Genomic DNA, 13,675 nt, shown 5'->3' with positions numbered 1-13,675 from the left:
ATGTTCGCGGCAACTGTATACAAGCTGCCGCGGCTGGCTATGGTCAGTTACATTCGCCGGCTAATCCGGGCTTTTAAGCTGAGTCACAGTGGCAATAAAACCACCATTGGCAAGACGAACCTGCACCTTGCGACCGGCAGCAACTTGCTGCTGATCTTTAATCACCGCGCCATCTTCAGCAAACACAATACTGTAACCCCGTTGTAAGGTCGCGAGCGGACTGACGATATGCAGCTGGCCGGATAACCGCTGCCACCGCTGCAACTGCCTTTGTTGCTGGCCTGCCATCGCCTGTTGCAGTTTGTGTTGTAACTGCTGCAATTGCAGTTGCTGGCGTTGTAAGCGTTGTTGTGGGGATACCAGCGCCAACGATTTTTGCTGGAGTTGCAGCTGCTGCGTTTTGCGCGCTAACCCTTGTTGCATCGCCTGAGTCAGCCGGATTTGCAGCTCATCCAGTCGTTGCTGTTGTTGCTGTAACCTTCTGGCCGGATGCAATAACTGTAATTTGCTGTGCTGATGTAAAAACTGCTGCGCGGCAAAACCTAAGCGTTGGCGCATGCTTTGCGCCAGGCGTTGTTTCAGTTGTAGTAGCTGCGCTAATTGATGTTGTTGATCCGGCGATACTAATTCGGCTGCAGCAGAAGGCGTGGCTGCACGCACATCGGCGACAAAATCGCTAATCGAAAAGTCAATTTCATGGCCGACCGCGCTGACAATTGGGATCGGGCAAAACGCGATAGTGCGCGCCAGGGTTTCATCGTTAAAGCACCACATGTCTTCTAATGAACCACCACCACGACCGATAATCAACACATCACATTCATTGCGACGGATCGCCAACTGCAACGCTGCGGTTAAATCGCTGGCGGCCGGCACGCCTTGCACCAAAGATGGGTAAATAATGACTTCGATGCCCGGCGCCCGGCGTTGCAATACGGTTAAAATATCGCGGATGGCAGCACCGGTGGGAGACGTGATCACACCAATTTTCCGCGGATTCAGCGGCAACGGCTTTTTCCGCTCCGGCGCAAACAAGCCTTCAGCGGCCAATTTTGCTTTGAGTTGCTCATATTGCTGGCGCAATAAACCATCACCGGCTGGTTCAATAAAATCGGCTAATAACTGATATTCACCCCGCGGTTCGTACACGCTAATGCGCGCCCGTACCATCACTTGCTGGCCATTGCGCGGGGTAAAAACTGCGTTGCGATTGCTGGTTTTAAACATCGCCACTTTGACCTGAGCCGCTTGATCTTTCAAAGAAAAATACCAGTGGCCCGAACTGGCCGCGACAAAATTCGATACCTCACCGACCAGCCATAACTGGCGGAATTGTAGCTCTAAGGTCAGACGAACTTCAGAGTTTAAACGGGAAACGGTATAGATATCGGCTTGTTGCATAAGGTCAGTTTTGCGGTGTGTGAATAGGTGATCCTGTGGCTAATCTACCACAAAACTAAAAAATGCGTTGTGACGGACGGCAAAAGCGCCTAAAATAGCGCCGCAACATTCCCAGATTTTTAATCCACACAGCGAGATTGTTGCAATGCTCAGGATCGTGAAAGAAGCGCTCACATTTGACGACGTGTTACTTGTCCCAGCGCACTCCACAGTGTTACCCCACACCGCAGATCTGCGGACTCAACTGACCAGCAAAATCACTCTGAATATCCCGATGGTGTCAGCCTCGATGGATACAGTGACCGAAGCACGCCTTGCTATTGCCTTAGCACAAGAAGGCGGTCTGGGTTTTATCCACAAAAACATGACCATCGAAGAACAAGCTGCCAACGTTCGTAAAGTGAAAAAATACGAAAGTGGTGTGGTGCGTGATCCGGTCACAGTGCGTCCGGAACAAACAGTTCGCGACGTACAACAACTGTCTGCCCAACATGGTTTCTCCGGTTTCCCGGTGGTCGACGCTGACAACAACTTAGTTGGTATCGTCACTGGTCGTGACTTAAACGTTGAAACCAACCCACAAGCAGCGATTTCTTCGGTGATGACGCCGCGCGAGCGTTTAGTCACTGTGCATGAAGATTCACCACGCCAGGACGCATTAAACCTGATGCATAAACACCGCATCGAAAAAGCCTTAGTGGTGGATAACGACTTTAAACTGAAAGGTTTAATTACCGTTCGCGATTATTACAAAGCCGCCAGCAAACCAAATGCCTGTAAAGACGAATTTGGTCGGTTACGTGTAGGCGCTGCGGTTGGGGTAGGTCCTGGCACTGACGAGCGGATTGCGGCGTTAGTTGAAGCCGGTGTTGATATCCTGCTGATTGATACGTCACATGGTCACTCGCAAGGCGTAATCGACCGGGTGAAACAAACCCGTGTTATGTACCCAGATTTACAAATTGTTGCTGGTAACGTTGCAACTGCCGAAGGCGCTAAAGCGCTGGCGGATGCGGGTGCCAACGCAGTGAAAGTTGGTATTGGTCCAGGTTCTATCTGTACCACGCGGATTGTCACCGGTTGTGGTGTGCCACAAATCACTGCGATCGCGGATGCGGTTGAAGGTATCAAAGGCACCGACGTTTGTATTATCGCCGATGGCGGCATCCGCTTCTCAGGCGATGTGTCCAAAGCCTTAGTCGCCGGCGCACATTGCGTGATGGTCGGTTCAATGTTCGCCGGTACTGAAGAAGCGCCGGGTGAAGTCGAACTGTATCAGGGCCGTTATTACAAATCTTACCGCGGTATGGGTTCGTTAGGCGCCATGGCGCAGCGTAACGGCTCATCAGACCGTTATTTCCAGGGCAGCAACAACGCGGAAAAACTGGTACCGGAAGGCATTGAAGGCCGGGTTGCGTACAAAGGCCCGATTGAAAACATCATTCACCAGCAAATGGGCGGTTTACGCTCATCGATGGGTCTGACCGGTTGTGAGACCATTGACATCCTGCGCACCAAGCCAGTGTTTGTCAAAGTGACGTCAGCGGGTATGGGCGAGTCCCACGTCCACGACGTCCAGATCACCAAAGAAGCGCCAAACTACCGTATTGGCTAAGTTAAAAGCGCCGGCAGCCATGCCGGCGTTGTTTTTCCGGTCGGCGCTTGCCGACCCGCTACCGACACAAGGTTGATATGAGCAAAAATATCCATTTCCACCGTATTCTGATCCTCGACTTCGGTTCGCAATATACCCAGTTAATCGCGCGTCGTGTCCGCGAAATCGGCGTTTATTGTGAACTCTGGGCCTGGGATGTCACTGCCGAGCAAATCGCTGAATTTAACCCAACCGGTATTATTTTATCCGGTGGCCCGGAAAGTGTGACTGAAGCTGGTTCGCCACGTGCGCCGCAATATGTATTTGAAGCCAACGTGCCGGTGTTAGGCGTCTGCTACGGTATGCAGACCATGGCTGAACAGCTGGGCGGTAAAGTTGCTTCTTCGGACAAACGTGAATTTGGTTATGCGCAGGTCGAAATTATCGCCAACAACCCGATGTTTGCCGGTATTGAAGATCATCTGAATGACAAAGGCCACGGTTTACTGGATGTCTGGATGAGCCACGGCGATAAAGTGGTAGAAATTCCGGCTGGTTTTGTCACGACAGCGCAAACGCCAACGTGCCCACATGCCGCGATGGCGAACGAAGCCAAGCAATTTTACGGCGTGCAGTTCCACCCGGAAGTGACGCATACCCGTCAGGGCCTGCGGATGCTGGAACAATTTATTGTTGATATCTGCGGTTGTGAAAAACTGTGGACGCCAGCCACCATCATTGAAGAGTCAATTGCCAATATCAAACGCCAGGTTGGCGACGATCAGGTGATTTTAGGTCTGTCCGGTGGTGTTGATTCGTCAGTCGTGGCGATGCTGCTGCATCGCGCTATCGGCAAAAATCTGACCTGCGTGTTTGTCGATAACGGTTTATTACGCTTAAACGAAGGCCAGCAAGTGATGGATATGTTTGGTGACCATTTTGGTCTGAACATTATTCATGTCAAAGCTGAAGATCGTTTCCTGAATGCGCTAGCGACCGAAGCTGAACCAGAAGCCAAACGTAAAATCATTGGCCGGGTCTTTGTGGAAGTGTTTGATGAAGAAGCGAAAAAACTCAGCAACGCCAAATGGTTAGCGCAAGGCACTATTTATCCGGACGTGATTGAATCTGCTGCTTCGAAAACCGGTAAAGCCCATGTAATTAAGTCGCACCATAATGTTGGCGGCTTGCCGGCAGAAATGAAAATGGGTCTGGTTGAACCGCTGCGTGAACTGTTTAAAGACGAAGTGCGCAAAGTCGGTCTGGCACTCGGTCTGCCGTACGACATGCTGTACCGTCACCCGTTCCCAGGCCCTGGTTTAGGCGTGCGGGTACTGGGCGAAGTGAAAAAAGAATACTGCGATTTACTGCGCAAAGCCGATGCCATCTTTATTGAAGAGCTGCATAAATCCGGCTGGTACGAGCAAGTCAGTCAGGCTTTCACCGTATTCCTGCCGGTAAAATCAGTTGGCGTGATGGGTGATGGCCGCAAATACGACTGGGTGGTGTCGCTGCGTGCGGTACAAACCGTCGACTTTATGACCGCACATTGGGCGCACCTGCCGTACGAGCTGCTGGGCCATGTGTCGAATCGCATCATCAACGAAGTGAACGGTATTTCACGCGTGGTGTATGACGTTTCCGGCAAACCACCAGCGACGATTGAGTGGGAATAGCCATTTAATCAATAACAAAAAAGGCGCTGCGGCGCCTTTTTTATCTCTGAACATCTTCGATATTGTAGTCACTTCTAAAAGCGCATCGAGAGCAATTTATAACTGGTCAATCTGTTGCTTCAGGGTATAAGACTTGTCGGTGACAATGGCTTCTAAAGTGGCAACCCGCTTTTTCAGCTCGGTAATTTCTTGTTGTAACGTATCGTTGGCTGCGCTGCCGCTATGTAACTTCACTTTGGTTTTGGTATGTTGCTCGTAAAAAGCATATGCAAAAGCCAATACCACAGCGACAAATCCTACATCAAAAACACCCATGATTATTTCCTTCTTCTCTGATTGATAACTGACGACAGCAATTGTTATACCAAAGTAATAGTTATATAAAAACAGTGGCTTACATATTTTATGTTGCAAGGTATTTTCTGTTGCACCAGATAGTAGTCAATTTTACCAGTCGACAATGGTAAAATTCCCTCATTACTTCGCTGTTGAGCACCATGAGATGGATGAAATTAGACCGCCAACTGTCAATGACATCGGGGGCGCTGCTAAGAGCGACACTGACAGTCAGCAACATTCCGACGAACGCTGGATGCGCCACGCGCTGATGTTGGCCGATAAAGCCGAGCAAGCAGGAGAAATTCCGGTCGGCGCAGTGTTGGTCAAAGATGATCAGGTTATTGGCGAAGGCTGGAATATGTCGATTTGTCAGCATGACCCATCGGCGCATGCTGAAATGCTGGCAGTGCGACAAGGCGCCAAGCAGCTACAGAATTACCGCTTACTCGATACCACCTTGTACGTGACCCTGGAGCCTTGTGCGATGTGTGCCGGTTTGCTGGTGCATAGTCGGATTAGACGCTTGGTATTTGGGGCTTATGACGCTAAAACCGGGGCTGTCGGTTCGGTGATGGATCTGGTGCAACATCCGGTGCTTAATCACCAGTTGCAAGTGACCGCTGGTGTGCTGGCGGATGAGTGTGGCGCAAAACTATCAGAATTTTTCCGCAAGCGCCGGCAACAGCATAAGCAGCAGAAGGAACAAGCGGCGTTGTTGAAATCGCAAACAGCAGGTAAATAAGGTTCGTCCATCGTCAGACTGATGCCGACGATGACGGATCAGGTCAGCATTTCTGACTGGTGTTGATGTTGGGTGATGGTCTGATAATTCCGTTGCCGACGATGTAATTTCATCACCGCCAGGCTACGTTTGACCCGGCGCCGCACGGCGCTGACATCCATAATTCGACGCTTGCGCAGCATCTTTGGTTTTTTCCGTCTAAGCATGAGTGTTGTCCTGTGTTCGCTAATTGCAACTCTTGACCGAGCTGCAGCAATTATTTTCACTATAACCAGCTATGTTGGCATACTCAAGATGGCTTGACGGCTGCTTGTTGTTACTGGTTGTTACTGGTTTTTGCAGGTGCCTGCAGCTGATTGGTTTTGGCATCGGCTGCTGATTTTTTTTACCTGTGTTTTGCCCGATACTTTGACCGGCGTTTTGGCAGGTAATTGCTTCGCAGCAGCCGGATTGACAGGCGAATCCGCATACTCTTCCGCAAGTTTCTGTTTCTGTTGCTGAATTTTCAGCTCTGATTGCTTTTTCTCATCAACCCACAGCAACGTATCGTAATAACGGCGAATGTTTTCCACATAGTACACCGCATGGTCGCCGCGGGCATAACCGGTGCGAGTCTGGCTGTAGTATTTGCGTTGTTTCAGTAACGGCAAGCGCTGTTTTACTTCTGCCCATTTGTCCGGATCGGCGCCATCTTTTTCCGTCAGCCGTCGCGCGCTGTCGACATGGTTGTAGCCGATGTTGTAGGCCGCGAGCGCAAACCACAGCCGGTCCGGCATGTTGACCCGCTCTGGAATACGGTCCAGCAATCTTTGTAAATACCGGCTCCCACCACGAATACTTTGTGCCGCATCAACCCGGCTGGTGACTTTCATTAAAGTCGCCGTTGGCACCGTTAACATCATCATCCCAACCACGCCTTGGGGGCTGCGGGCTTTGGGATCCCACCGTGATTCCTGATAGGCGATAGCCGCTAAAAACCGCCAGTCGTGGCTACCGGCATGTTGTTCGAACAGCGCCCGATAGCGCGGTAGTTGCCGGTCAATCGCTTCGATATAATCCAGCGTGTCGGCGTAGTTAAATTTGCGGACATGGCCAAAATATTTGTCTTCCAGCGTCAGCAATTCGGCGCCTTCATAACTGCGCCCAAAAAACTCAACCATCACGCTAAACAAAGAATCGTCATTATTTTTCGGCAATAACCAGGCGACTGGTTGTTTGCTTTTCAGCACCAACGCCACCCCAAGGTCCGGGTAAAACCGCTGATTAATCGCCAGTACGTGGGAATCGGCCACGGTGTAACTGATTTTGCCTTCGGCCACCTGTTGCAGCAGTTCGGTCGCATCATCGGTGCTGTTCAGACTGATCGTCAGATCCGGAAATTCTGCTTTTTTCGCCAGTAACGTTTCGGCTTGGCTCGATCCCTGGATCACCACCACCGGTTCGGTCAGTTCGGCCAGACTTTTTGGCTTTTTGCTGCTTTGTTTAAACACCAACACTTCGTCGCTGAGTTGATAAGCCGGTGCCAGCCGATATTGCTGACGCAGACTTTGCGATACAGTGGAACCGGCTGCGATCACGTCGACCTGGCCGGAATTGAGTTTTTGTAACAATTCTTCGAGGTGAAAACTCGGTACCAGATCTAATTTCACCCCCAGTCGGTCGGCTAAAGCGACCGCTAATTCGTACTCATAACCGGTGGGGCCGTCGGCGGCAACGTAGTAACTGGTGGGGCCGTTGAGGATACCAACACGAATGCTATCCCGTTGATAGATTTGATGTAAATGCATAGGTTCAGGCGCCGGTGTACAAGCCACCAGCACTGAAGTCAGCATTAAAATCAACATCAAAAACCGCATCAACCTACACTCTTCCTAAATTTCAGGCGCCTGTTATACCAAAATTCCGGGCAGCAGTCAGTTTTTACTCATACCCTTTAGACGCGATCTTCTATATAATGCGGCGCCTGATTTGAGGTTCCATCGACGTTCAACCCACGGGAAAAAAAGCCTATGTTGATCCTGCGTGGTGCACCAGCACTGTCCGAGTTCAGAATTCAAAAGTTCATTGATCAATGCGCCAAAGCGGCGTTGCCTGTCACCAGTTTGTATGCCGAGTTTGTCCATTTTGCCGATCTGACCGCTGACTTAAGCGCAGAGCAGCAAAACGTGCTCGATAAATTGCTGACCTACGGACCCACCATCACCAGTCATCAACCCAGCGGTACTTTGCTGTTGGTTACGCCACGCCCAGGCACCATTTCGCCATGGTCATCCAAAGCCACTGATATTGCGCATAATTGCGGTTTAACTCAGGTAAAACGCTTAGAGCGTGGTTTAGCTTATTACGTTGATACCAGCCGGGCATTAACGGCAGCTGAGCAGCAACAAGTGGCGGCGCTGTTGCATGACCGGATGATGGAGTCGGTGTTTACTGAACTCACGCAAGCCCAGGCCTTATTCCGCAAAGCTGAACCTGCGATGTTAGCATCGGTGGATATCTTAGCCGGTGGCCGCGAAGCATTAGTCGAAGCCAATATCCGTTTAGGTTTGGCGCTGGCCGATGATGAAATCGACTATCTGGTCAGCAATTTCAACACCTTAGGCCGTAATCCAAACGACATCGAACTTTATATGTTCGCGCAGGCTAACTCTGAGCATTGCCGTCACAAAATTTTTAACGCCGATTGGACCATCGACGGCGTAGAGCAGCCTAAATCGCTGTTTAAAATGATTAAAAACACCATGGCAGTCACGCCGGATTATGTGTTGTCAGCCTACAAAGACAACGCTGCGGTAATGGAAGGCTCCAAAGCCGGCCGGTTTTTCCCAAAACCAGACACTCAAGAATACCAATATCACCATGAAGATATTCATGTGCTGATGAAAGTGGAAACTCACAACCACCCAACGGCGATTTCGCCATTCCCAGGCGCTGCGACTGGCTCTGGCGGCGAAATTCGTGACGAAGGCGCCACCGGTGTTGGTTCTAAGCCAAAAGCGGGTTTGGTTGGTTTCTCGGTATCAAACTTACGCATTCCGGGTTTTGAACAGCCGTGGGAAACCGATTTTGGTAAACCAGACCGGATTGTGACAGCGCTCGATATTATGATCGACGGCCCACTCGGCGGCGCGGCGTTTAACAATGAATTTGGCCGGCCGAATATCTTAGGTTATTTCCGCACCTATGAAGAAAAAGTGCCAAGCCATAACGGCGACGAAGTGCGTGGTTACCACAAGCCAATTATGCTGGCCGGTGGCCTCGGTAATATTCGCGCTGAACATGTGCAAAAAGGCGATTTACCGGTTGGCGCTAAATTAGTGGTGCTCGGCGGCCCGGCGATGAATATCGGTTTGGGCGGTGGTGCAGCTTCGTCAATGGCGTCAGGCCAGTCGGCGGAAGACTTGGATTTTGCGTCAGTGCAACGGGAAAATCCGGAAATTGAACGCCGTTGTCAGGAAGTGATTGACCGCTGCTGGCAGTTAGGCGCGGACAACCCAATCGTGTTTATTCACGACGTCGGTGCCGGTGGTTTATCCAACGCCTTCCCTGAGCTGGTGAACGACGGTGGTGTGGGCGGTAACTTTGAACTGCGTAACGTCCCTAACGACGAGCCAGGCATGTCGCCGCTGGAAATTTGGTGTAACGAATCGCAAGAGCGTTATGTGATGGCGATTCCGGCTGACAAAATGCCGGTGTTTGAGCAAATCTGTAAACGCGAACGTGCCCCTTATGCGGTGGTGGGTGAAGCAACTGCTGAGAAACATTTAACGCTGTCGGATAAGCATTTTGGCAATACGCCAATCGACTTGCCGTTGTCGGTCCTTCTTGGCAAAGCGCCAAAAATGCACCGCGATGTAGCGTCGAAACAAACGGCTGGTAAGGCGTTAGATTTTGCCGGTGTTAGCGTTACTGAAGCGACTGAACGGTTATTACGTTTACCGACTATCGCTGAAAAAACCTTTTTAATCAGCATCGGTGACCGTTCTGTCACCGGTATGGTAGCGCGCGACCAAATGGTCGGCCCATGGCAGGTGCCGGTGGCCAACTGTGCGGTCACCACCGCTGCACTTGATACTTATCATGGCGAAGCCATGTCATTGGGCGAACGTACGCCGGTTGCGTTGTTAGACTTTGCTGCTTCAGCGCGTTTGGCGGTGGCGGAAGCCATCACCAACATCGCCGCCACTGATATTGGTGAATTAAAACGGATTAAATTGTCAGCCAACTGGATGTCAGCAGCCGGTCACCCGGGTGAAGACGCCGGTTTATACGCTGCGGTCAAAGCCATTGGTGAAGAGTTATGTCCAGCCTTGGAAGTGACGATTCCGGTGGGTAAAGACTCGATGTCGATGAAAACCAAATGGCAGCAAAACGGTCAAGAAAAAGCGGTGACGTCGCCATTGTCGTTAGTGATCACGGCTTTTGCCCGGGTTGAAGATGTGCGTAAAACCGTCACGCCACAACTTCGCACCGATAAAGGCGCTTCGTCGTTATTACTGATTGATTTGGGCCTGGGTGAAAACCGCTTAGGTGCCTCTTGTTTAGCGCAGGTGTACAAACAGCTTGGACAGTCAGCTCCGGATTTGGCCTCGCCAGAACTTTTGATCAACTTCTTTAATGCAATTCAGACATTAACCAACGAGCAAAAACTGCTGGCTTACCATGACCGCTCAGACGGTGGTGTGCTGCTGACATTAGCGGAAATGGCTTTTGCTGGTAAAGCGGGCTGGACTGTAGATGTGTCTGCTTTAGGCAACGCTTCACAAGACGACTTAACCGTGCTGTTCAGTGAAGAGCTGGGTGCCGTCATTCAGGTGGCAGATTCAGAACTTGGTTATGTGCAACAAGTGCTTGCTGATTTTAACCTGGCAGCCAACAGCCATCTGTTAGGCGCGGTAAACAACAGCGACGAGCTGACAGTACGCCGTGCAGGCAAGGTGATCTTCAGCGATTCACGCACGCGTCTGCGTAGTATTTGGGCTGAAACCACTTATCAAATGCAGGCGCTGCGGGATAACCCGGATTGCGCCAAGCAAGAGTTTGAAGCTAAGTCGGATAAAACCGATCCAGGCCTCAACGTTAAGTTAAGCTTTGATTTAAATGAAGATGTAGCAGCGCCTTATATCCTCAAAGGCGTCAAACCACGGATTGCCGTGCTGCGTGAACAAGGCGTCAACTCGCATGTCGAGATGGCAGCTGCCTTTAACCGCGCTGGTTTTACCGCGGTTGACGTGCATATGTCAGATATTCTGTCCGGTCGTCGTGGCCTGGAAGAATTTAACGGCTTAGTCGCTTGTGGCGGTTTCTCTTACGGTGACGTATTAGGCGCCGGTGAAGGTTGGGCCAAGTCGATTTTGTTTAACGACAAAGCGCGTAGCGAATTTGCCCGGTTCTTTGAACGCGACAGCACATTCACGCTGGGCGTTTGTAACGGTTGTCAGATGGTATCGAACCTGAAGTCGCTGATCCCGGGTGCGGAGTTATGGCCACGGTTTGTGCGCAATAAGTCAGACCGTTTTGAAGCACGGTTTAGCCTGGTGCAAGTGCAGCAAAGCCCGTCGGTACTGATGGCTGGCATGGCTGGTTCACAAATGCCAATCGCGGTTTCGCACGGTGAAGGTCATGCTGAATTTGCCAATGCGGCAGCTTTAGCGGCAGCTGAGCAAAGCGGCACCATCGCACTGCGCTTTGTTGATAACCACGGTCAGGTGACGCAGCAATATCCAAACAACCCGAACGGTTCGCCAAACGGTATTACTGCACTGACCACCACCGATGGTCGTGTGACGATTATGATGCCGCACCCGGAGCGGGTATTCCGTGCAGTCAGCAACAGCTGGCATCCGGACGAGTGGCAAGAAGATAGCCCGTGGATGCGGATGTTCCGCAACGGTCGGATTTTCTTAGGTTAATTCTAAGAATTTCGGAAAAAGCCTGCCTTGTGCAGGCTTTTTTGTCGGTGAAATTCTGGTTTGTGACTTTATCTGTATCTTTAGGTTGAACACCCTCTTCAACATTTATCGCATCACCTGCCTGCGGATTACGGGATATCGATAACGGTATTTCTGTTGATTGTATGAACGATGTGTCTGTGTGGTGCGAGCGGGGCGCTCTGGCAATTTTTTCGGGCAGCAGCGTAGCTGTCGCAAAGTGCGGTATCCGGATCGGACTGATTTGCTGGTGCATGGCTTTGCAACATGTTAAATGTCCATTAGGCTGATATTTCTGCAAGTAATTGTTAAATAACAACTTAATTAATATTTATCTAAAGGGTGTTGTTGCGTAATTTGATATTTTCTTGATAATGTTGTGATAAATAATCAACTTTATTGAATGTGGAATTTGTTGCTGATATCTGTTGCTTACCTGAGTTTGTCAGGTGAGAACAACAGGAAAAAAATAATGAAACTGAACTTAAAAAAATCACAACTCGTAAATCTGTCTCTGGATAACCAAGCGCTGCCTAATGATCTGACCCCACAAATTGCTGGTGGTAACTGTACTTGTGGCTGTTGCACACCAAGTACACCTGCTGCAGGTTGTGGCGGCGGCGGTGGTGGTGGTCTTGTGACTGCAAATGAACAGGGTTGTCCGTCTGATCCGTTCGGCTGGACCAACATTTGCTGCATGATCCCATAATAGCTGCTGAATGACGTTGTGAAAGCAAGAGGGTTTCCTCTTGCTTTTTGTCAGGAAGATCAATTGAGTGTAGGAGTATACCTTGGCCGTTGCGCAAGCCAGTATTAGAAACATTGTAAATTTGCTTACTGAACATATTGTCAAAAACCTGAGTCCTGTGGAAGAGCCTGGTTTTTTAGCGGGCCGGGCTGGCCAACTTTTATTTTTATGGTGCGCAGCACGTTCGGTACCTGCATCGGTTTCAAACCTTCAGTTAGAAGCCTTGCTTGACGATTTATCTCCCAACCTGCACACGCCTTATCCAATGAGCTTTGGATATGGTTTATCAGGTATCGCCTGGCTTTATGAATTCATCCTCAATGACACAGAGTATCAGGCAGATTTTAATGCGAACACCGACATGGCACTTGGTGATTATGTGATGTCAGTGACTGCGAGCGATGAATACGAATATGTGCTCGGCTTGAATGGGATTGCTGCTTATGCTGCCCGGCGTGCACGACACGGCCAGGGGGTTGAACTGGTTGAAAAGCTGGTCGATAAAATAGTTGGACGCGCACAATTCTTTAATGAGCAGGAGTGCGCCTGGCCCACGCACAAGTCCTCTACTTATTGTTTGATTAAGGCATCGACTGAACAAGAATTTAACTTGGGGTTGGCTCATGGAGTGCCGGGTACGTTGGCTGCACTGGTGGCGCTAATCCCTTCGATAACCGACAAAAGTAAACGACAAAACGCGATGAATACCTTGCGTGCTGGTTGCAATTGGTTATTAAAAGCACAGCAAGATCCTGAATTATACGGTAGCTATTTTGCCAATCTTGTTGGTTATCCGGCTAAATCCAGATTGGGGTGGTGTTATGGCGATGCCACGATTGCATTAACCCTGTTCCGTGCCGGCTTGTTATTGTCGGAACAGCGCTTTACCGATGTGGCATGTAAAATTAGTTTGCATGCCAGCAGTCGGAGTCCGAATGAAGCGATGATTCATGATGCCGGTTTTTGTCATGGCGCGGCTGGCCTCGTCTTAATCTTTATTTTGTTAAGGCAATATTATCCGCATCCAAAAATTGATGCGGTCGTGTCTTTCTGGCGAGACTTTGTCTTACAACGCTTTGAGCAGCAAGGACTGGCTGGCTTCCACAAGCTGAAAGATGGCCCCGATAACAGGCATTTTGAAGAGGATAGCTCCTTCCTGAGCGGATATGCCGGTGTTGGGCTTTGCTTACTGATCGCCGATGGTCAGGAACCAGATTGGGTTGATGCACTGTTGTTAGCCTGAGA

At 50.2% G+C, this 13,675-nt stretch carries 10 protein-coding genes; 6 read left to right on the top strand and 4 right to left on the bottom strand.

The window, feature by feature from the left end; translation table 11 throughout:
* Positions 1 to 60 precede the first annotated feature (60 nt).
* Positions 61 to 1,401 (bottom strand): exodeoxyribonuclease VII large subunit, encoded by a 1,341-nt coding sequence (gene xseA / locus EOE67_RS00960; RefSeq protein WP_127697188.1) that lies wholly within the window; start codon positions 1,399 to 1,401, stop codon positions 61 to 63.
* A 145-nt stretch (positions 1,402 to 1,546) separates the two neighbouring features.
* Between xseA and guaB the strand changes: the two genes are divergently transcribed.
* Both guaB and guaA read left to right on the top strand, forming a co-directional pair.
* Positions 1,547 to 3,016 carry an IMP dehydrogenase gene (gene guaB / locus EOE67_RS00955; protein ID WP_127697187.1) on the top strand — a complete coding sequence of 490 codons (1,470 nt, stop codon included), beginning with the start codon at positions 1,547 to 1,549 and terminating at the stop codon, positions 3,014 to 3,016.
* 77 nt (positions 3,017 to 3,093) lie between these two features.
* Positions 3,094 to 4,671: a glutamine-hydrolyzing GMP synthase gene (gene guaA / locus EOE67_RS00950; protein WP_127697186.1), complete on the top strand. Its 1,578-nt coding sequence runs from the start codon at positions 3,094 to 3,096 to the stop codon at positions 4,669 to 4,671.
* Between the two features lie 96 nt (positions 4,672 to 4,767).
* On the opposite strand, the gene EOE67_RS00945 is transcribed toward guaA, so the two are convergent.
* Positions 4,768 to 4,986, bottom strand: a complete 219-nt coding sequence (locus tag EOE67_RS00945; RefSeq protein WP_068067446.1) for a coiled-coil domain-containing protein — start codon at positions 4,984 to 4,986, stop codon at positions 4,768 to 4,770.
* Between the two features lie 187 nt (positions 4,987 to 5,173).
* Between EOE67_RS00945 and tadA the strand changes: the two genes are divergently transcribed.
* Positions 5,174 to 5,752, top strand: a complete 579-nt coding sequence (gene tadA, locus EOE67_RS00940) for a tRNA adenosine(34) deaminase TadA (protein ID WP_127697185.1) — start codon at positions 5,174 to 5,176, stop codon at positions 5,750 to 5,752.
* A gap of 38 nt (positions 5,753 to 5,790) precedes the next feature.
* On the opposite strand, the gene EOE67_RS20485 is transcribed toward tadA, so the two are convergent.
* Both EOE67_RS20485 and mltF read right to left on the bottom strand, forming a co-directional pair.
* A complete protein-coding gene (locus EOE67_RS20485; RefSeq protein WP_164852182.1) occupies positions 5,791 to 5,958 on the bottom strand; it encodes a hypothetical protein in 168 nt (55 codons plus the stop codon).
* A gap of 120 nt (positions 5,959 to 6,078) precedes the next feature.
* Complete coding sequence (gene mltF, locus EOE67_RS00935) at positions 6,079 to 7,596, bottom strand: membrane-bound lytic murein transglycosylase MltF (protein WP_240652662.1); 1,518 nt, start codon at positions 7,594 to 7,596, stop codon at positions 6,079 to 6,081.
* 165 nt (positions 7,597 to 7,761) lie between these two features.
* Here mltF and purL point away from each other — a divergent pair, with 165 nt between their 5' ends.
* The 3 genes from purL to EOE67_RS00920 all read left to right on the top strand — a co-directional run bounded on the left by purL (position 7,762) and on the right by EOE67_RS00920 (position 13,673).
* Positions 7,762 to 11,664, top strand: coding sequence for a phosphoribosylformylglycinamidine synthase (gene purL / locus EOE67_RS00930; protein WP_127697183.1), 3,903 nt, complete (start codon positions 7,762 to 7,764; stop codon positions 11,662 to 11,664).
* A 490-nt stretch (positions 11,665 to 12,154) separates the two neighbouring features.
* Positions 12,155 to 12,391 carry a hypothetical protein gene (locus tag EOE67_RS00925; RefSeq protein WP_164852181.1) on the top strand — a complete coding sequence of 79 codons (237 nt, stop codon included), beginning with the start codon at positions 12,155 to 12,157 and terminating at the stop codon, positions 12,389 to 12,391.
* 82 nt (positions 12,392 to 12,473) lie between these two features.
* Entirely contained in the window at positions 12,474 to 13,673 is a 1,200-nt protein-coding gene (locus EOE67_RS00920) for a lanthionine synthetase LanC family protein (protein WP_127697181.1), read from the top strand.
* The last annotated feature ends 2 nt before the right edge of the window (positions 13,674 to 13,675 follow it).

Origin of the sequence: Rheinheimera riviphila, from assembly GCF_004005945.1 — a bacterium.
Taxonomy (GTDB): Bacteria; Pseudomonadota; Gammaproteobacteria; order Enterobacterales; family Alteromonadaceae; genus Pararheinheimera; species Pararheinheimera riviphila.
This window is presented reverse-complemented; position numbering and strand designations above follow the sequence as displayed.